This window comes from Cryptosporangium arvum DSM 44712 (assembly GCF_000585375.1).
In the GTDB taxonomy this organism is placed as follows: Bacteria; Actinomycetota; Actinomycetes; order Mycobacteriales; family Cryptosporangiaceae; genus Cryptosporangium; species Cryptosporangium arvum.
The window spans coordinates 3,071,921-3,090,039 of record NZ_KK073874.1 but is presented as its reverse complement, the minus strand read 5'-3'; the positions used below and the strand labels follow the sequence as shown (position 1 = coordinate 3,090,039).

17 protein-coding genes are annotated in these 18,119 nt (G+C 72.9%); 16 read left to right on the top strand and 1 reads right to left on the bottom strand.

The window, feature by feature from the left end; all coding sequences use genetic code 11:
• Positions 1 to 64: 64 nt before the first annotated feature.
• From CRYAR_RS14385 to CRYAR_RS14330, 12 genes are all read left to right on the top strand, one after another.
• Complete coding sequence (locus tag CRYAR_RS14385) at positions 65 to 790, top strand: phosphatase PAP2 family protein (RefSeq protein WP_035851248.1); 726 nt, start codon at positions 65 to 67, stop codon at positions 788 to 790.
• A gap of 75 nt (positions 791 to 865) precedes the next feature.
• The gene (locus CRYAR_RS14380) at positions 866 to 1,387 is read left to right on the top strand and encodes a SigE family RNA polymerase sigma factor (protein ID WP_035851246.1); all 522 of its coding nucleotides are present in this window, start codon (positions 866 to 868) and stop codon (positions 1,385 to 1,387) included.
• Positions 1,384 to 2,466 (top strand): hypothetical protein, encoded by a 1,083-nt coding sequence (locus CRYAR_RS14375; RefSeq protein WP_035851244.1) that lies wholly within the window; start codon positions 1,384 to 1,386, stop codon positions 2,464 to 2,466. Before CRYAR_RS14380 ends, CRYAR_RS14375 begins: the two co-directional genes overlap by 4 nt.
• Positions 2,467 to 2,563: 97 nt before the next feature.
• On the top strand, positions 2,564 to 3,709 hold the full coding sequence (locus CRYAR_RS14370) for an MFS transporter (RefSeq protein ID WP_035851242.1): 1,146 nt from the start codon (positions 2,564 to 2,566) through the stop codon (positions 3,707 to 3,709).
• Between the two features lie 10 nt (positions 3,710 to 3,719).
• Positions 3,720 to 4,886, top strand: a complete 1,167-nt coding sequence (locus CRYAR_RS14365) for a DUF4185 domain-containing protein (protein WP_157017656.1) — start codon at positions 3,720 to 3,722, stop codon at positions 4,884 to 4,886.
• A gap of 64 nt (positions 4,887 to 4,950) precedes the next feature.
• Positions 4,951 to 5,916: a zinc-dependent alcohol dehydrogenase gene (locus CRYAR_RS14360; RefSeq protein ID WP_051570202.1), complete on the top strand. Its 966-nt coding sequence runs from the start codon at positions 4,951 to 4,953 to the stop codon at positions 5,914 to 5,916.
• A 10-nt stretch (positions 5,917 to 5,926) separates the two neighbouring features.
• Positions 5,927 to 6,307: a 6-pyruvoyl trahydropterin synthase family protein gene (locus CRYAR_RS43045; protein WP_084700482.1), complete on the top strand. Its 381-nt coding sequence runs from the start codon at positions 5,927 to 5,929 to the stop codon at positions 6,305 to 6,307.
• Between the two features lie 59 nt (positions 6,308 to 6,366).
• On the top strand, positions 6,367 to 7,539 hold the full coding sequence (locus CRYAR_RS43040; protein ID WP_211247446.1) for a glycosyltransferase: 1,173 nt from the start codon (positions 6,367 to 6,369) through the stop codon (positions 7,537 to 7,539).
• Complete coding sequence (locus tag CRYAR_RS14345; RefSeq protein ID WP_051570196.1) at positions 7,536 to 8,204, top strand: HAD family hydrolase; 669 nt, start codon at positions 7,536 to 7,538, stop codon at positions 8,202 to 8,204. Before CRYAR_RS43040 ends, CRYAR_RS14345 begins: the two co-directional genes overlap by 4 nt.
• A gap of 134 nt (positions 8,205 to 8,338) precedes the next feature.
• Positions 8,339 to 9,061, top strand: coding sequence for a CDP-alcohol phosphatidyltransferase family protein (locus CRYAR_RS14340; RefSeq protein WP_157017654.1), 723 nt, complete (start codon positions 8,339 to 8,341; stop codon positions 9,059 to 9,061).
• A 17-nt stretch (positions 9,062 to 9,078) separates the two neighbouring features.
• Positions 9,079 to 9,939, top strand: coding sequence for a methyltransferase domain-containing protein (locus tag CRYAR_RS14335; protein WP_211247445.1), 861 nt, complete (start codon positions 9,079 to 9,081; stop codon positions 9,937 to 9,939).
• Positions 9,936 to 11,006, top strand: coding sequence for a lysylphosphatidylglycerol synthase transmembrane domain-containing protein (locus CRYAR_RS14330; protein ID WP_035851236.1), 1,071 nt, complete (start codon positions 9,936 to 9,938; stop codon positions 11,004 to 11,006). Before CRYAR_RS14335 ends, CRYAR_RS14330 begins: the two co-directional genes overlap by 4 nt.
• Positions 11,007 to 11,047: 41 nt before the next feature.
• On the opposite strand, the gene CRYAR_RS14325 is transcribed toward CRYAR_RS14330, so the two are convergent.
• Complete coding sequence (locus tag CRYAR_RS14325) at positions 11,048 to 12,511, bottom strand: MFS transporter (RefSeq protein WP_245620454.1); 1,464 nt, start codon at positions 12,509 to 12,511, stop codon at positions 11,048 to 11,050.
• A gap of 75 nt (positions 12,512 to 12,586) precedes the next feature.
• On the opposite strand from CRYAR_RS14325, the gene CRYAR_RS14320 reads away from it, so the two are divergent.
• From CRYAR_RS14320 to CRYAR_RS14305, 4 genes are all read left to right on the top strand, one after another.
• On the top strand, positions 12,587 to 13,162 hold the full coding sequence (locus CRYAR_RS14320) for a TetR/AcrR family transcriptional regulator (RefSeq protein ID WP_035851231.1): 576 nt from the start codon (positions 12,587 to 12,589) through the stop codon (positions 13,160 to 13,162).
• Between the two features lie 96 nt (positions 13,163 to 13,258).
• On the top strand, positions 13,259 to 14,776 hold the full coding sequence (locus CRYAR_RS14315) for a GGDEF domain-containing protein (protein ID WP_051570192.1): 1,518 nt from the start codon (positions 13,259 to 13,261) through the stop codon (positions 14,774 to 14,776).
• Positions 14,773 to 16,290 carry a GGDEF domain-containing protein gene (locus CRYAR_RS14310; protein ID WP_051570190.1) on the top strand — a complete coding sequence of 506 codons (1,518 nt, stop codon included), beginning with the start codon at positions 14,773 to 14,775 and terminating at the stop codon, positions 16,288 to 16,290. Before CRYAR_RS14315 ends, CRYAR_RS14310 begins: the two co-directional genes overlap by 4 nt.
• A 19-nt stretch (positions 16,291 to 16,309) precedes the next feature.
• Positions 16,310 to 18,115, top strand: a complete 1,806-nt coding sequence (locus CRYAR_RS14305; RefSeq protein ID WP_051570188.1) for a putative bifunctional diguanylate cyclase/phosphodiesterase — start codon at positions 16,310 to 16,312, stop codon at positions 18,113 to 18,115.
• Positions 18,116 to 18,119: the final 4 nt, after the last annotated feature.

Below are 18,119 nucleotides of genomic sequence, written 5' to 3'. Positions count from 1 at the left end.
ACGCAGCAGGTGTACTGCGTCGATTTGCGGGGGATCACGCCACCTCTGACCGGGGAGGGCGCAGGTGGCGATTCTGAGTACGACCGCGGCATCGACGGTATCGACGGCGATCTCCGCGCCGCCGCGGGTCTGGCTGCGGGTGGTGGCGACCGAGATCGCGATCATCCTGGTCGGTGTCGGCGCGTATCTCGCGGTGGCGGTCGGCGCGGCGGACCGGGCGGACGCCGCCACCGCGCACGCGGGCACGCTCGTCGCGGTCGAGAGCGCGCTCGGCCTCGACGTCGAGGCCGACCTGGCCACCTGGTGGAGCGGTGGCCCCACCCGCGTTCTGATCGCCGACGCCTACTACGTCACCGCGCACTTCGCGGTCCCGATCGTCCTCTTCGGTCTGCTCGTGCTGTTCCGCCCGGCCGCGTACCCGCGCTACCGCACCGCGTTCGTCACCGCGAGCCTGCTCGGCGTGACCGTCTCGTGGCTCTGGCCCACCGCGCCGCCCCGGCTGGTCGAAGGGTTCGCCGACGCTCCGATCATCTCCGGGCTGGAGAACCCCTACGCGGCGTTCCCGAGCATGCACGTGGGCTGGGCCGTCTGGGCCGCGCTCGCGGTCGGAGCGCTCACCGCGAACGTCTGGCTCCGGGCGCTGGCCTGGCTGCACGCGGTGATCACCGGCGTCGACGTGCTGGTCACCGGCCACCACTGGGTGCTCGACGTGGTCGGCGGCGCGCTCACCGCCCTGGCCGCGCTGGCGCTCGCCCGCGCGCTGCATCCGGCGCGGGAACCGGCTCGCTGAAAACGGCGACAACCGAAAGCACACCCGTCCCCCTCTGTCAGAGGGAAGGCTTCTTCCGACGACGAAGGGCGACGGGTGACCGACCAACCGGACCAGGCGTACCGCGAGTACGTCACGGACCGACAACACATGTTCCGGCGGCTGGCGTATCTGCTCTGCCAGGACTGGCACAGCGCCGACGACCTGGTCCAGAACACCATGGTCAAGCTGTACCTGCGCTGGGAGCGGGTCGCCGCGGCCACCGACCGCGACGCGTACGCGCGCACCGTGCTCGTCCGGGTCTTCCTCTCCGAGCGACGAACGAGCTGGGCCCGCCGGGTCGTGCTCGTCGACGCCGGGCAGGACACCACCGCGGTCTCGGACCCCGATCCGGCCGCCGCCGTCGCCGTCCGCGCCGCGCTGGCCGCACTGCCCCCGCGTCAACGCGCGGTGATCGTCCTGCGCTTCTACTCCGACCTCTCGGTCGACCAGACCGCGGACGCCTTGAACTGCTCCGCCGGGACCGTGAAGAGCCAGACCTCACGTGCTCTGGCCGCCCTCCGCCGCGCCCTGCCCGACGAGGAGCCTGCTCAGCACCATCGAGGAGTCCCACGATGAACGAACTGCGAACCCGAGATCTGCTCATCCGGATGGCGAACGACCCGGCTCCGCCCACGACCGTCGACGTCGACCGGGCGATCGCCACCGCCCAGCTGCGGCGCCGCCGTACCCAGTGGCTCGTCATCGCCGCCGCGGCGGCCGTCGTCCTGGTCGTCACGCTCGGCGTGGTGACCGCGTTCAAGCCGGAGGACCACGCCCAGCCGGCGCCGTTCGTCTCGGCCCCGAGCACGTTCGATCCGCTCAACCCGCGGCTCGAGGTGGGCTGGGTACCGGACGGGTTCACCTCCGGCCTGTGGAACGCCGCGGTCACCGCCGAGTTCCGCACCTACTCCGGTCCGAAGGCAGCCGGGGTGACGGTGTACGCCATCCCGCGCACCGGTGGATTCCCGGCCGTCGAGTTGTTCGGCCGGCCGATCGACGGCCCGGACATCAACGGCCGGCCCAGCACCTGGCACCAGGTTCCGGTGCCGATCTACACCGATCCGCAGGTCGTCGCCTCGCCGGGCAGCAGCCCGTCGCCGACGAACACCAAGGCCCCCACGCGGGCGCTGAAGAACGCGGGGATCCTGCGCTGGGAGTACGGGAAGGGCGGAACGGCGCAGGTGGAGGTCGCCAACGTCACCGATCCGATGGAGGTGGCCACCAGGATCGCGCGGTCGGTCCGTCTCGACCGGCCGAAGCCGTTCTCCATGCCACTGCGGTTCAGCGACCCGAAGATCCCGATCGTGCGTACCGCCGGCGGCACCGGGGGCGTGACCATGGAGTTCGCGTCCGCGGGGTGGAAGCGTCCCTCGGCGCTGATCGGCGTCGGCGAAGCCCGCAAGGCCGCGAACCTGCCGAAGCCCAACGTCACGCTGGGGACGCGGAAGATCCGCGAGGACCTCTACCCCGGTCTGTCGGCGATCATCTTCGACCTGGCGCCCGGCACCGAGGTGTCGCTGCAGTGCGGTGGCCCCGACGACACCGAGGCGAGCACCGTGGCCACCAAGGCCGAGTGCCGCCGGCTGGCCGCGAGCGTGCAACCGGTCGGTACGCTCTCCGACCCGACGACGTGGACGACGTCGGTTCTGCGGTGAAATAGGCCACAGAGGCCCCGGTTCGGCCCTCTCCCCGGTTAGGACTTTCGGTAGCGGTTGTTTCGTGCGACCAAGTTCCGGCGGCGGAGAGGGCGGCATGGCCACCTTGCGTGATCGGCCCGAAGCCCGGCTGATCACCAAGGAGTTCAGCCTGCTGCTGGTCGCGGCGTTGGGCGTGTTCCTCGCGCTCGGCATGACGCTGCCGGTGCTCCCGTACTTCGTCCGGGATCTCGGCGGTGGTGACCTGGCCATCGGCGTCGTCGTCGGCTCGATGGCGGTCTCGGCGGTGATGATCCGGCCGTTCACCGCCCCGGCCATCCAGAACTGGGGTTTCCAGCGGCTCGTCCTGCTCGGTGGCGTGGCCGGAGCGGTGGCCACCGCGGGCCACGCGTTCGCCGACAGCTTCGCGGTGCTCCTCGCGCTCCGCCTGCTCACCGGGGCCGCGCTGGCGGTGATGTTCGTCGCGTGCATCGCCCGGGTGATGGCGACCGCGCCGGCCGAGCAGCGCTCCCGCGCGTCGAGCTACTTCTCGGTCGCGCCCTACCTGGGCATCGGGCTGGGGCCGGTGATCGGCCAGCCGGTCTACGAGACGTTCGGCTTCGGGCCGACGTTCCTGCTCGCCGGCGTCCTCCAGCTCGCCGGAACGCTGCCGATGCTGCTGGTCACGAACCACCGCGACCCGGGTGAGAAGGTGCCGCGCTTCCACTCCGCGGCGCTCTGGCCGGGAGCGGTGCTGGCGCTGGGGATCATCGGCGTGGTCGCGTTCAACGCCTACGTCCCGCTCTACGTCGACGAGCTGCGCGGCTCCAACCCGGCGTTGATGTTCCTGGCGTACTCGGGTGTCGTGCTGGCCGCGCGGATCTTCGCCGGTGGTCTCCCCGACCGGATCGGCGCGGTCCGGGCCGGCACGCTGGCCACCACCGGCGTGGTCATCGGGCTGGTGATCATCGCGGCCGCGCCGTCGCCGCTCTGGATCTACGTCGGCATCCTGCCGTTCGGCGCCGGCATCGCGTTCCAGTACCCCGGGCTGATGGCGCTGACGATCAGCCGGGTGAGCGAGGCCGAGCGCCCCGCGGCCGTCTCCACGTTCACGATGTTCTTCGACGTGGCGACCGGGCTCGGTGGCCTCGTCGTCGGCCAGGCCGCCGCGCTCGGCGGCTACCGCGCCGCGTTCGCGGCCGCTGCCTGCTGCTCGGTGCTCGGGTTGATCCTGCTGCGAACAGTGGTCGCCAAGAACCACTAATTTGGACGCCATGCGCGCCGCCGATCGTCGAGTGGTGGCCGCAGCGGTGGCGGTGGCGCTCGGGGCCTCGTTGATCGTCGTGGGAGTCGTGCTGCGGCGGCCGGAGCGGTCACCACCGTCCGGGAACCTCCCCGCGGTCCCGGCCGTGCGCGCGGTCGAACTCGGGCCGATCGACCAGGACGGGCGTGTCACCGCCCGGGACAACGGGCAGAGCACCGCCTACGGCGACCGCTCGGTGTGGGTCTTCGGGGACACCGTGCTCCGCGACCCGGAGGGGTTCCTGTCCAACAGCGCGGCGTCGACGACCGACCGGCGCGCCGCCGACGGCGTCGACCTGAGCGGCTCGGTGCCGACACCCGTGATCACGCACACGCCGTCGGAGTCGGCGTTCGAACTGGCGCACGGCGGCGACTGCAGCCCGGCGGCCGACCTCTACTGCGGCGCGAAGTTCGCGTTCTGGCCCGGCCCGGTGATCGCCGACCCGCGTCGCGGCCGGGTACTGATCTTCTACGTGAAGCTCTGCCGCGATGGCGGCGAGGGCACCCCGTGCTCCGGGACGTACGGCCGGCCACTGGGGACCGGGATCGCGGCCCTGGACATGCGTACCCGCCGGGTGACCCGGCTCGACGCGTCCCGGTCGAACCCGGTGCTGAGCGTCGAGGGCCCCGACCCGACCATGTTCTTCCCACCGTCCGACGCGTACAACACCGCGGCGCTGACGATCGGCGGGGACGCGTACGTCTACGGCGCGTGCTCCGAACGCTGCCACCTGGCCCGGGTGCCGCTGGACCGGATCGGCGACCGGTCACGGTGGCGGTTCTACTCCGGACGCGAGGCGGACGGGCAGGAGCGCTGGTCGGCCGAGACCGGAGCGGCGGTGGACACCGTCGAGGCCGGCGCCGCGGGGAACACGGTCTTCCCGGTCCGCGGCCTGAACGGGTGGCTCAACGTGTACCTGCCGTACGGCGACAACGTCATGCGGGCACAGGTCGGCGCGTCGCCGTCCGGGCCGTGGTCGCCGGACTTCCCGCTCTTCACGACGCGGGGTGCGGACGTCAACTACGCCGGTTTCGGTCACCCCGAGTACGCCGAACGCGACGATTTGGTGCAGTACGTGACGTATTTCCAGGCCGACACCGGGGACCTGCGTTTGGTGAAGCTCACTCTGGAAAGCTGAACCTGCGCCGTCACCAGCGCCGTTGCACACTGATGCGAGCAACTCCTACCCCTCCCGGAGATCGATGACCACGCACGCCCTCTGGTTCACCGCCCCACGCGCGATCGAGATCCGCGCCGTCGACGACCCGGAGCCCGGCCCCGGCGACCTGCTGGTCCGCACGGTCTGGTCCGGCATCAGCGCGGGCACCGAGCTGCTCGCCTACCGCGGTGAGCTGAACCCCTCCACCGAGCGGGACACGACGCTCTCCGCGCTCGCCGACGGTGGCTTCGACTACCCGTTCCAGTACGGGTACAGCTGCGTCGGCGTCGTCGAGAGCGGGTCGCTCACCGGCCGGACCGTGTTCGCGTTCCACCCCCACCAGGACCGGTTCGTCGCCGGCGAGGACGACGTCGTGGTGCTGCCCGATGACCTCGACCCGCGGATCGGGACGCTGTTCCCGCTGGTGGAGACCGCACTGCAGCTCACCCTCGACGCCGGTCCGGTGCTCGAGGACACCGTGGTGGTGACCGGGCTGGGCGCGATCGGGCTGCTGACGTCGTTGCTGCTGCACCGAGCCGGCGCCTCGGTCGTCGCGGTGGAACCCGAGGCCACGCGCCGGGAAAGGGCCCACGAACTCGGCCTCCACGCGGTCGGCCCGGACGAGGCTCCCGGCGAGGTGCCGCTGCTGATCGAGACGTCGGGCGCGCCGCGTGCGCTGGCCGACGGGCTGGCGCTGCTCGCGCACGAGGGCACGGCGCTGGTGGGATCGTGGTACGGCACCAAGCCGGTACCGCTGCCGCTCGGCGAGCACTTCCACCGGCGACGGCTCACGATCCGCAGCAGCCAGGTGTCGACGATCCCGTTCGCGGCCCAGGGGCGGTGGACGAACGCCCGGCGGCGCGTCACCGCCCGTGGCCTGCTCTCCGAGCTACCGCTGAAGTCGCTGGCCACGACCGAGTTCGCGTTCACCGACGCGGCCGACGCGTTCGCCGCGATCGACCGTGGCGATCCGGGCATCCTGCACACCGCTCTGCGTTACATCCGATAGGAGTTAAGCCATGTACGAAGCAGGCACCGAGCGCGGAGTTCGCGCATTCCATACCATGCCCGACATGCCGCCCCCGGAGGGCGAGAAGCACTCGCACGACTACCGGTTAGCGCTCGTCGTCTCCCGGGAGCAGCTCGACGAGAAGGGCATGGTCGTCGATCTCGACGTGCTCGTCGGCGCACTCGAGGACCTCACGAAACAGCTCCAGGACAACGACCTGGACGAGATCGTCGCGCCGGAGATCGGCAAGGAAGCGGTCACCGTCGAGGACTTCGCGCACTGGGTGCACGGCCGGATCGGCGCGGCGATCGGCACGCCCGGCGCGACGCTGTCGGTGCGCGTCTACGAGAACGCGACCGAGTTCGGCGGCTACTCGGGCGTGCTCGCCTGAGCGCGCCCGACGCCGGTCCGCTGCGGGTCGCGCTGTTGACGCTGGGTGATCCGGCGACGATGACCGGTGGGTACCTCTACCACCGGCGCGTCGCCGATCGCGCCGCCGCCCACGACGCGCTCCTGGAGTTCGTGTCGGTGCCGGAGCGCTCGTTCGCGGCCTCCGTCGCCGCCGGCCGCGGCCTGCTCGCCGACCTCGCGGCCCGCGCCCCCGACGCGATCCTGCTCGACAGCATCGCCGCCGCCTACCTGGGCCCGTGGCTCCGCCGCGCCGCCTCGTCCCCGACCGCCGGGGCCTCGGCGACCGCGGGCCCGGCGACCGCGGGCCCGGGCGCGGCTCAAGGCGCGGCTCAAGGCGCGACTCCGGGCGCGGCTCGAGGCGCGGGAGGTCGCGGGCGGTGGCGGTGGCGGGCGCGTGGGCTACCGCCGATCGTCGGGATGCTGCACCAGCCGCCCGGGGGCATCGACCACACGGGCGTACGGCGGACGGTCCAGGCCTTGCTCGACCAGCGGGCGTACCGCTTCGCGTCGAAGCTGCTGATCGCCAGCGAGGACCTGGCCGACACCCTCCGCGCGTCGGGCCTCCCCGCCGACCTGCTGACGGTCGTGGCACCCGGGCGCAACCCGGCCGACGACGCCGTCGCTCCCGCCGCCGACCTGCGGCAGGGTCGGCGCACCGCGGTGCTCTCGGTCGGCAACTGGGTCGAACGCAAGGGCCTGCTCGACCTGCTCGAGGCCGTCGCGACCCTCCCGGCCGACGCGGTGACCCTGCACCTGGTCGGCGACCCCGACATCGACCCCGGCTACGCCGCGCGCGTGCGCCGGCGCCTCGACCGCGACGACCTCGCCGGCCGGGTGACGATCCACGGCCTCGTCACCCCGGCCGAGGTCGTCGGCCTCTACCGCGCCGCGGACGTGTTCGCGCTGGCCAGCGTCCGCGAGCCGTACGGGACGGTCTACGGCGAGGCGATGACGGAGGGCCTGCCGGTCGTCGGCTGGGACGCCGGGAACCTTCCCCACCTGGCCCGCCACGGCCGCGAGGGCTTCGCGGTGCCGCCCGGCGACGTCGCCGCGCTCGCCGCGGCCCTGCGCACGCTCGCCGAGGACGACGAGCGACGCCACACCATGGCCGCGGCCGCGAAGGCCCGTTCGGAGTCCTTTCCGAACTGGGACGACACGGCACGCGTGCTATTCACGGAAATTCGGGCCGTAGTGGAGGAGACGCGGACGTGAGCGAGTTCGACGCAGTCCTGTTCGACGCCGGCGACACCCTGATCCGCCTGGCCGGCAGCGGCGAGACCCTGCTGCACCGCGCGGCGGCCGACCTCGGGATGGCCCCGCTGGACCCCGGCGAGGTGGCCGACGTCTGGAAGCGCGTCCTGGACCGCAGCAGCACGGCCGAGGAGATGGCCAAGGGCCGCGACCTGTCCGAGGACAAGCACCACGACGTGTGGACCGCGCTGTACCGGTCGGCGGGCGCCGAGCAGCTCGCCGAGGGCCTCTCGGAGAAGCTGTACGCCCGCACGGTGGCCGCCGAGTCCTGGGAGGCGTTCCCCGACACCGTGCCGACGCTGCGCGCGCTCCGCGACCGCGGGACGAAGATCGGCATCGTGAGCGACACCGGTTTCGACATCCGTCCCGCGATGGAACGGCTCGGCATCATGGCCTATGTGGACACCGTCGTCATGTCGTTCCAGCACGGCATGTGCAAGCCCGCGACCCCGGTGTTCCTGGCCGCCTGCGACGCGCTCGAGGTCGACCCGGCACGCACCCTGTTCGTCGGTGACAACCCGCTCACCGACTCGGGCGCGATCGCCGTCGGAATGCACGCGTTTCTGCTTCCCCGGCCCGCGGCGACGGGCCCTCGCGGGCTCCGGCACGTCGTGTCGCTTGTTTGACTGAACCTTCTGTGGCAACCGCCCGTGCTATCTGGCGCGCGACGCGGGGTCGTGACCGGACCGGAACGGGTGGATCAGTGACGTTAGATGTTCGAGTCAGCGCAGCGAGTCCCCTCTGCGGTGCCACCGCGGGAGTGCTCCTGCAGACCGCCGTGCTCGGTGGTCTCGCCGCGGGGGTAGGGCTCGGCACCCCCGGATGGCTGGCCGGCATCACGTTCGCGGTGACCACCTGGGCTCTGCTCACCAGCGCGCTGCTCCGTTCGGGGGCGGCGTCGCTGGGGCCCGCCAACGCGGTGACGCTCACCCGGTGCACGCTCGTCGGCGGCGTGACCGCGCTGGTCGCGGACTCGGTGGCCACCCGGGACGCGCCGGTGGTCGTCCTGGTCACGCTCGCCGTCGTCGCCTGGCTGATGGACGGCATCGACGGGCAGGTGGCCCGCCGCACCGGCACCACCACGAAGCTGGGCGGCCGGTTCGACGGTGAGGTCGACTCGATCCTCGCGCTGGTGCTCAGCGTCTACGTCGCCCACGCGCTCGGCCTCTGGATCGTCGTCGCGATCGGCGCCTACCGCTACCTGTACCTGGCGGCCGGCCTGGCCTTCCCCTGGCTGCGCGGTGACCTGCCCCGCCGGCAGTCGCGCAGCGTCATCGCCGCGGTGCAGGGCATCGTGCTGATCGTCGCGGCGGCCGGAGTGGTACCCGACTCCGTCATGACGACGATCGCCAGTGTGTCGCTCGCCGTACTGACGTTCTCGTTCGGCCGGGACATCCTTTTCCTGTACCGCAGGCATACGGCTGTGACGCGTGTGGTTCGAACCGGTACCGTCTCCGAGCCGTACGTGGAAGTAGGTAAGTGAACATGAGCGGAGAACGGGTGACACTGACGGACGCACCGCGCTATGCGCCGACGTGGCTGGAGCTGCGTGAACCGGCCGACGCCGAGGCCCGCTCGCGCGACCTGCTCGTCCCGCTGCGCCGTCACCTGGCCGAGACGCTCGCGACCCGCGGCTCGCTCCTGATCCGGGACCTCGGCTGCGGCACCGGCTCGATGCAGCGCTGGCTCGCGCCGCAGCTCGACGGCCCGCAGCGCTGGATACTGCAGGACCACGACGCCGACCTGCTCGCGTTCGCGTCCGCCAACGCCGCCGAGGCCGCGGCCGACGCCTCCCGCGTGACCGTGATGACCCGGCACGCCGATCTCACCGAGCTCTCGCCCGGTGACCTTCGCTCGACGTCGCTGATCACCGCGTCGGCGCTGCTGGACCTGCTCAGCGTCGACGAGATCGACCGACTGGCGGCCACCTGCGTCGAGGCCGGGTGCCCGGCGCTGATCACGCTCTCGGTCACCGGCGCCGTCGACTTCTCCCCCGCCGATCCGCTCGACGAGGAACTCGCCGCCGGGTTCGCCGACCACCTGCGTCACCACGTCGAGGGCCGGGAACTGCTCGGTCCCGACGCGGGCGGCGCCGCTGCGGACGCATTCACCCGGCGCGGCTGGGTGGTCGAGCAGCGGTCGAGCGTGTGGCGGCTCGGGGCGGCGCACGCCGACCTGACCGCGGAATGGCTCCGCGGCTGGGTTCCGGCCGCCGCCGCCCTGCGCGGCCACGATGCCGAGGACTACCTGACCAGGAGGCTCGACGCCCTCGCCACGGGCGACCTCCGGGTGACCATCCACCACACCGATCTGCTCGCCCTGCCGCACGGGGCGACGACAATGCTTGGGGCAGCGGAATGAAGCAACGCATCTGGGCCTGGGTCCGGACGCTCGGTGGGGTCGCCATCATCGGCATCCTGCTCTGGCGCCTCGGCTCGAACGCGTTCCTGGACGGGTTGCGTGTCATCAACGTCTGGTCGCTGCTCGCCGCGTTCGGCATCGGGTTACTCGCGACCGTGGCCAGCGCCTGGCGCTGGGTGCTGGCCGCCCGCGGCCTGGGGATCCGGATGCCGCTGCACAGCGCGGTCGCCGACTACTACCAGTCGCTGTTCCTGAACGCGACGCTCCCCGGCGGGCTGCTCGGCGACGTCCACCGCGCGGTGCGCAACGGACGCGACACCGGCGACGTGGGGCGCGGGGTGCGCGCGGTCGTGCTGGAGCGGTTCGCCGGCCAGGTCGCGATGTTCGTCATCGGCGGGGCCGTGCTGCTCGCGCACCCGTGGCTGCTGCACTACGTCTGGGTCCGGGTGCCGCGGTCGCTGCTCGTGGGTGTCCTCGTCGCCGTCGTCGTGCTCACCGCCGTCGTCGCGTCCCGCCCGGGGCTGCGGCGCCGGGCCGCCGCGGTCGGCCGGGACGTGCGGTGCGGGCTGCTCGCGAAGCGCAACTGGATCTGGGTCGGGATCTCGTCGGCCGTGGTCGTGGTCTCGCACCTGGCGACGTTCGTGCTGGCGGCGCGCGCGGCCGGGGCCACCGCGCCGATCGGGCAGCTGCTGCCGCTGATGGTGCTGGCGCTGCTGGTCATGGCGGTGCCGCTGAGCGTCGGCGGCTGGGGGCCCCGTGAGGGCTTCTGCGCGTGGGCGTTCGGGCTGGCCGGGCTCGGGGCCCAGGCCGGGCTCACGATCGCGGTCGTGTACGGGCTGTTCGCGCTGGTGGCGGCCCTGCCCGGGATCGCCGTCCTCGGTTACCGCCTGGTCGTCCGCCGCCGGGCCGCGGTCGCGCCGGTGAGCCCGGCCGTCGCGCCGGCCGCACCCCGGGCGATGCTCGCGATCGAGGCCGCGCCCACCGGCCCCGCACCGCTCCCGCTCGAACCGGCCGCCCGTACCGCCGCCTCCGACTCACGACGCGAGCTGGCCACCGCGGCCGCCTGACCCGCGCGGCCTCCCGGCCCGCGAGGGCCGTGTCGCCGGGCCTAGCGTTCGGACGGGATCACGCGCCAGGCGATCGCGGCCGCTACCGCCAGCAGGACGGCCGCGATCACCGAGGTGGTCTGCATGGCCGCGACGAACGCCTCCCGGGCCCCGGCCAGCGGTTCGCCCGCCGCGGCCGCCGCCGCCAGCGAGTCCCGCGCCGCCGCGCCCGCGTCGGCCGGTAACGCGTTGCGGTACAGCACGGTCTGCGCGCTGCCGAGGACCGCGATCCCGAGCGCGACCCCCAGCTCGTACGCGGTCTCGGCCACCGCCGACGCCGACCCGGCCCGGTCGGCCGGCACCGCCGAGAGCACCGCGTCGGTGGTCAGCGTGAACGCGAGCCCGACGCCGAGCCCCACCAGCACCAGCGCGAGCCCGAGCCACAGGTAACGCGAGGCTCCCTCGGCCAGCGCGAGGCCGACGAACCCGGCCCCGGCGAGCAGCAGCCCGCCCCCGATCACCCGGCCGCGCCCGCACCGCACGACCAGCCACCCCGCCACCGCCACGACCGCGATCGACGCGACCGTCGCCGGCAGTTCACGCACCCCCGCCGCCGACGGGCTGTAGCCCCGCACCAGCTGCAGGTACTGCGAGAAGAAGAACAGCAGCCCGCTGAACGCGAACACCGCGAGCAGGCTCGCTCCGACCGCACCGGCGAACGCGGGCCGCGCGAACAGCCGCACGTCGATCAACGGTGACGCCGACCGCCGCTGGCGCCGCACGAACGCGTACCCGACCGCGAGCCCGACGCCGGCCGAGATCAGCGCGACCGCGGAGAGCCCGTCGGACACCGTGTGCTTCACCGCGTAGACGAGCGCCACGATCGCGACCAGCGACATCAGCGCGCCGCCGAGGTCGAACGGGCCCGGCGACGGGTCCCGCGACTCCGGCAGCAGCACCGCGCCGAACCCGATCAGCAGCACCATCACCGGCACGTTGATCAGGAACACCGAGCCCCACCAGAAGTGGTCGAGCAGCACGCCGCCGACGACGGGGCCGAGCGCCGCACCTCCACCGGCCGCCGCCGACCACACCGCGATCGCGGTGGTGCGCTGCCGGGCGTCGGCGAAGAGCGTACGGATGATCGACAACGTCGAGGGCATGAGCGTGGCCCCGGCGACGCCGAGCAGCGCGCGGCCGGCGATCAGCCACCCGGCGGCGGGCGCGAACGCGGCGAGCAGCGATGCGAGCGCGAACCCGGTCGCGCCGATCAGCAGCAGCCGCTTGCGGCCGATCCGGTCGGCCAGCGTTCCCATCGTCACCAGGAGCCCGGCCAGCGCGAACGAGTACGCGTCGCCGATCCACAGCAGTGCGGTCGCGGACGGCGCGAGGTCCGCGGTGAGCGCGGGCACAGCCAGCGACAGCACGGTGGCGTCGATCGCGAGCACGACGACCGCGAGCGTCACCACGGCCAGCGCGGCCCACTCCCGGCGTCCGGCCGCCCGCGGTGTCACCATCGTTGTCATGGACATCAACGTACCGTCCAGACGGTCGGTTAGTACATCGATATTCTCGTCACACCCCCGACCCCGAGGAGCCCGATGGCGCAGACCCGAGACGCCCCCCGCACCCGGCGGATCCTGCTCGACGCCGCCGCCCGCGCCGTCCTCGCCCACGGCGCCACCGTCAGCCTGGAGGTCGTCGCCCGCGAGGCCGGCGTCTCCAAAGGCGGGCTCCTGCACCACTTCCCCTCCAAGGACGCGCTGTTCAGCGGCCTGGTCGACGACCTGATGACCCAGTTCGACGCCACCGTGGAAGCGCACCTCGACCCGGCCGACGACCGCCCGGGGCGCCTGACCCGCGCCTACGTCCGCGCGGTCTTCGCCAACCTGGGGCACCCGAACGGCGCGGACACCCTCCGGCACGACGCGACGCTGATGGCCGCGCTCGGCCATCTCCCCCAGGTGCTGGCCCGGGCACAGGAGGACGGGCGGCACTGGAAGGAGGCGTTCGCGCAGGACGGACTGCACCCGCAACGCAGTGCGCTGATCACTCGCGCGGCCGACGGCACCGCGACCGCGTCGCTGTTCGAGGGGCGCCTGGAACCGCGCGAGCTGGCGGAGACCCGCGACCTGCTCCTCGCGCTGACCGAGGAAACCGGCCCACTACTCAAATAGCTATAAAGGCCGCAACTGTTCTGCAACCGTGCTGCACCCGTACAACTCCCGTATCCGGGGACGCTGGAAGGGATCCGCCTGGAGCACGGAGGTTGGATGGCCACCACGGTGCGGAAGGGTCCACCGGCCTGGCTGGCCTTTCTGGCCGCCGGGCTGATCGGCGTGGTGACGTTCCGGCTGGTTCCCGTCGGTGGCGCGACCAGCCTGGTGTACCTCACGCTCGTGCTGGCCGGAGCGGTCGCGGTCGGCGCCGGGATGTGGATCCATCGGCCGCGGGCGATCGGCGCCTGGGGCCTGCTCGCCGCCGGGCAGCTGGCCCTGTTCGCCGGCAGCGTCCCGGTCTACCTGGGGCCACTGCTGGGCTTCGACAAGCCCGACTTCCCCAGCCTCCTGACCATCATCTACGTGGCCCAGTACCCGTTGACCGGGGTCGGTCTGCTGCTCCTGATCCGGCGGCGTGCCCCGTCCTGGGACGTCGCCAGCCTGATCGACGCCGCGATCCTCACGGTGTCGGCGTCGCTGCTGTCGTGGATCTACCTGATCTCCCCGCTCACCGCAGACCCGGCGCTCACACGGCTCGACGAGGTCGCGATCGCCGCGTTCCCGCTCGGGGACCTGCTGCTGCTCGCGGTCGGCGCGCGGCTCATGCTCGGCGCCGGGCTGCGCCCCCCGGCGCTCTGGCTGCTCGCCGGCTACCTGGTGCTGCTCACGCTCGGCGACACCGGGCAGAGCGTCGAAGCGCTGAACGGGATGCTGCTGATCGGCGGCACCTGGCCGGAGACGCTCTGGGTGCTGGCCGCGGTCGCGCTCGGAGTGGCCGGGCTGCACCCGAGCGTGCGTGCGGTGGAGGAGGTCTCCCCCACCGCCGACCCGGACGCCGGCACCCGCCGCCTGGTCCTGCTCGCGGTCGCGTCGCTGCTCGCCCCGGTGACGCTGCTGGTCCAGTACCTGCGCGGGGCGTCGCTGCACGTCCCGCTGGTGTGCGCCACCTGCGCACTGCTGTTCCTGCTCGTGCTGGGGCGGATGGCGCGGCTGGTCGCCACCCAGCGCGAGGTCGCGATCACCGACAGCCTGACCGGGTTGCACACCCGGCGCTACTTCGAGCACAGCCTCACGGTCGAGGGCGAGCGCGCCCTGCGCGGCGCCGGGCTCGCCGTCCTCCTCCTCGACATCGACCACTTCAAGGCGATAAACGACACCTACGGGCACCACGGCGGCGATCGAGTGCTCTGCGAGGTGGCGACCCGGCTGCGCGTCGTGATGCGCGGCGGGGACCTGGTCGCCCGCTACGGCGGCGAGGAGTTCGCGGTCCTGGTGCCGAACACGGTCCCGCCGATCGCCCGGGAGATCGCCGAACGGGTCCGCCTCGCGATCAGCGAGACGCCGATGCCGGTGAACCCGACGACGTCGACGACGATCACGGTCTCGATCGGCGTCGCCACGATGCCGGAGGACGCCACGAACGTCGACGACCTCGTGCTCCTGGCCGACCAGCTGCTCTACGCGTCCAAGGAGACCGGGCGCGACCGGGTCACCTCGACCGTCAACCGGGCCGCGCCCACGGGCTCCGCTCCGGCCGTCGACGAGACGACCACGACGGCGGCGCACCGATGAGGATCCGGCGGGAGAACGTCTGGCTCGCCTTCCTGGCCGGCGGGGCGGCGGGCGTGGCCGGGTACCGGCTCTACCCGCTCTCCGGCGGCCCCACGCTCCCGCACGACGAGCTCAACATCGCGCTGACGCTGGCCGGGGCCGTCGCGGCCGTCTTCGGCATCCGGCTGAACCGCCCCGGGGCCCGAGTGGCCTGGGCCCTGATCGCGGCCAGCCAGTTCATGATCTTCCTGGGGTGCCTGCCGACGTACCTGCCGCCGCTGTTCGGCGACGCCAAACCCGCGTTCCTCGGCGCGCTCGCGCTGATCTTCGCCGTGCAGTACCCGCTGCTGGCCCTCGGCCTGGTGCTCCTGATCCGCCGCCGGACCCCGTCGATGGACCGGGCGGCCGCCCTCGACGCCGGCATCGTCACGGTCTCGGCGGCCCTGCTCTCGTGGGTCTACCTGATCTACCCGCTGACCGGGGACAGCACGCTCAGCGTCGTCGACCGGGCCGCGCTCGTCGCGTTCCCGTTCGGCGATCTGCTGTTGCTCTCGATCGGCGCGCGCCTGGTCCTCGGCAAGGGAGTGCACCCGCCGTCGCTGTGGCTGCTGGCGGGCTCCCTGATCGCGTTCACGGCCGCCGACACCCTGCAGAGCGTCGAGTCCCTGGCCGGGGAGGAGCTGCTCGGCGGCTACTGGCCGGAGACGGCCTGGCTGGTCGCCTCGATCCTGCTGGGGGCCTCGGTGTTGCATCCGAGCGTCCGGCTGGTGGAGGAACCGTCGCCGGCCGTCGTCGCGGAGGCGGGACGGTACCGGCTGGCCCTGCTCGCGGTCGCGTCGCTGCTCGCCCCGGCGACGCTGCTCGTGCAGTACCTCCGGGGCGCGCCGCAGCACATCCCGCTCGTCTGTACCGCCTGCGCGCTGCTCTTCCTGCTCGTGCTGGCCCGGATGGGCGGTCTGGTCGCGGCCCAGCGGGAGGTCGCGATCACCGACGGGCTGACCGGGCTGCACACCCGGCGCTACTTCCAGCACAGCCTGGTCATGGAGGGCGAGCGGGCGCTGCGCGGCGCCGGGCTGGGCGTCCTGCTGATCGACGTCGACCACTTCAAGTCGGTGAACGACACCCACGGCCACCACGGCGGCGACCGGGTCCTGCGCGAGGTCGCGCGGCGCCTGTACGTCGCGACGCGCGGCGGAGATCTGCTGGCCCGCTACGGGGGCGAGGAGTTCGTCGTCCTCCTCTCGAACACGACCCCGCCGATCGCCCGGGAGGTCGCCGAACGCGTCCGCCGGACGATCGCCGACGTGCCGATCCCGGTGGGGCCGGCCACGTCGGCGACGGTGACGGTCTCGATCGGCGTCGCCACGATGCCGGAGGACACCACGACCGTCGACGACCTCCTGGCTCTCGCGGACGAGCTGCTCTACGCGTCCAAGACGTCCGGGCGCAACCGGGTCACCACGACCGCGGGCTCTCCGCCTCCGGTCGACGCGACCGGTCCACCGCGACGGGCGGAGAAGGTGGCACACCCGTGAACCAGGGAGGAGCGAACGAATGACGACGGCCAATCAGCGCGGACGGCGGCGCATCCGGCCGTCGGTCATCGCGACCGGCCCCGCGATGGCCCGCACCGCCGGAGCCTGCTACGTCACCGGCGGGGTCATCGGGCTGGTGAGCCACTGGGCCGCCCGCCACGACTGGGGCGGCGCGGACCGGTCCGGGACCGCGTGGGTGCTCGGTCTGTCGGTGGCGGCGCTCCTGGCCGGTGTCGGGCTGGCGCTGGCCGGTCGCCGGCTGCCGCAGTGGACCTTCTACGCGATCAGCCACGTCTCGGCCGCGGTCCTCACCCTCGAGGTCTGGCTGCTGCGCGGCCGGCCCGAGACGATCGCGATCGCGTCGCTGTTCGTGATCGTCGTGATGTACACGTCGTTCTTCTTCGAGTGGGCGGCCGCGGCCCTGACCACGGCCCACGCGCTCACCGCGATCGTCGTCGCCAAACTCCTCTGGGACGCCGTCCCCTGGGTCGGCGTCGTCGCGCTCGTCGGGTTGAGCGTGCTGGTGGCCGGCATCACCGTGGCCCTGATCCGCGCGGCCGCCGACGCCGACGTCGACGGGCTCACCGGCCTGCCGAACCGTCGCGGGTTCGACCGCCTCCTGCAGACCACCCTCACCGACGCCGAACGCGGCAGCGGTCAGCTGAGCGTGGCGATCCTCGACCTGGACGGCTTCACCGCGACGAACGAGCAGCAGGGCCGGGCCGAGGGCGACAAGCGCCTGCAGACCTTCGCCCGGGACTGGGTCGCGCAGGCCGGCGAGGACGTGGTGATGGCCCGGCACGGCGCCGACGAGTTCGCGATCGTCTGGCCCGGCGCGACGTCGGGCAAGCTCAGCGCTCAGCTCGACGCGTTCCGCGCCGTCCACCCGGAGTTCTCCGCCGGCGTCGCGGTGTGGCAGACCGGCGACACCGCGTCGCTGCTGGCCAGCCGGGCCGAGATCGCGCTCTACGAGGCCAAGAGCAGCGGCGGCGGCCGGACGTTCAGCAGCAACGACGCCGGCGGCGAGAGCTGGATGCTGCTCAGCTCGGCGCTCACCAACAACGAGTTCTCGGTCGCCTACCAGCCGATCGTCAGCGGCGCGACCGGCCTGGTGACCGGCGCCGAAGCCCTGCTGCGGTGGAACCGGCCCGGCAAGGGGCCGGTCTCCCCGGCCGAGTTCATCCCGATCGCGGAGAGCAGCGGGTTCATCAGCAAACTCGACCACTGGGTGCTCGAGACCGCGTGCCGGGAGGCCGCGGCCTGGCCGCGCGCGGTCCCGGCGAAGGTCACGGTCAACGTCTCCGGCCGCGAACTGCACCAGCCGGACTACTACCAGCAGGTCGTCGACGTGCTGATCCGCACCGGCCTCCCGGCGCAGCGGCTGGTGCTGGAGGTCACCGAGAGCACGATGGAGGCCGACTCTCCGGTGGCCCTGGACGCACTGCGCCGGCTGCGCGCGGACGGCGTCCGGATCGCGATCGACGACTTCGGCACCGGGTACTCGTCGCTCAGCCGCCTTCACCATCTCCCGGCCGACATCCTCAAGATCGACCGCTCGTTCGTCTCGACGATCCAGCCGCAGGACAACGGCGCACCGCTGATCGCCGCGATCACCGGGCTGGCCCACGCTCTCGGGCTGACCACGGTTGCCGAAGGCGTCGAGCAGCAGTACCAGGCCGACGTGCTCCGCCATCACGGCTGCGACGAGAACCAGGGCTGGCTGCACGGGCGGCCCGACGCCCCGGAGCTCATCCACGCCGCCCTGGCGCAGCAGGCGCTGAGCCAGCCATCGGTCTCGTTCGAGCAGCGCGCGCCCGCACGGTGAGGCG

What these genes read in the sequence shown, in the direction of transcription:
- CRYAR_RS14315 (WP_051570192.1), top strand. Translation starts at nt 13,259, where the DNA reads ATGGCCACCACGGTGCGGAAGGGTCCACCGGCCTGGCTGGCCTTTCTG.
- CRYAR_RS14375 (WP_035851244.1), top strand. Translation starts at nt 1,384, where the DNA reads ATGAACGAACTGCGAACCCGAGATCTGCTCATCCGGATGGCGAACGAC.
- CRYAR_RS43045 (WP_084700482.1), top strand. Translation starts at nt 5,927, where the DNA reads ATGTACGAAGCAGGCACCGAGCGCGGAGTTCGCGCATTCCATACCATG.
- CRYAR_RS14310 (WP_051570190.1), top strand. Translation starts at nt 14,773, where the DNA reads ATGAGGATCCGGCGGGAGAACGTCTGGCTCGCCTTCCTGGCCGGCGGG.
- CRYAR_RS14370 (WP_035851242.1), top strand. Translation starts at nt 2,564, where the DNA reads ATGGCCACCTTGCGTGATCGGCCCGAAGCCCGGCTGATCACCAAGGAG.
- CRYAR_RS14365 (WP_157017656.1), top strand. Translation starts at nt 3,720, where the DNA reads ATGCGCGCCGCCGATCGTCGAGTGGTGGCCGCAGCGGTGGCGGTGGCG.
- CRYAR_RS14325 (WP_245620454.1), bottom strand. Translation starts at nt 12,511, where the DNA reads ATGACAACGATGGTGACACCGCGGGCGGCCGGACGCCGGGAGTGGGCC.
- CRYAR_RS43040 (WP_211247446.1), top strand. Translation starts at nt 6,367, where the DNA reads ATGACCGGTGGGTACCTCTACCACCGGCGCGTCGCCGATCGCGCCGCC.
- CRYAR_RS14360 (WP_051570202.1), top strand. Translation starts at nt 4,951, where the DNA reads ATGACCACGCACGCCCTCTGGTTCACCGCCCCACGCGCGATCGAGATC.
- CRYAR_RS14320 (WP_035851231.1), top strand. Translation starts at nt 12,587, where the DNA reads ATGGCGCAGACCCGAGACGCCCCCCGCACCCGGCGGATCCTGCTCGAC.
- CRYAR_RS14330 (WP_035851236.1), top strand. Translation starts at nt 9,936, where the DNA reads ATGAAGCAACGCATCTGGGCCTGGGTCCGGACGCTCGGTGGGGTCGCC.
- CRYAR_RS14305 (WP_051570188.1), top strand. Translation starts at nt 16,310, where the DNA reads ATGACGACGGCCAATCAGCGCGGACGGCGGCGCATCCGGCCGTCGGTC.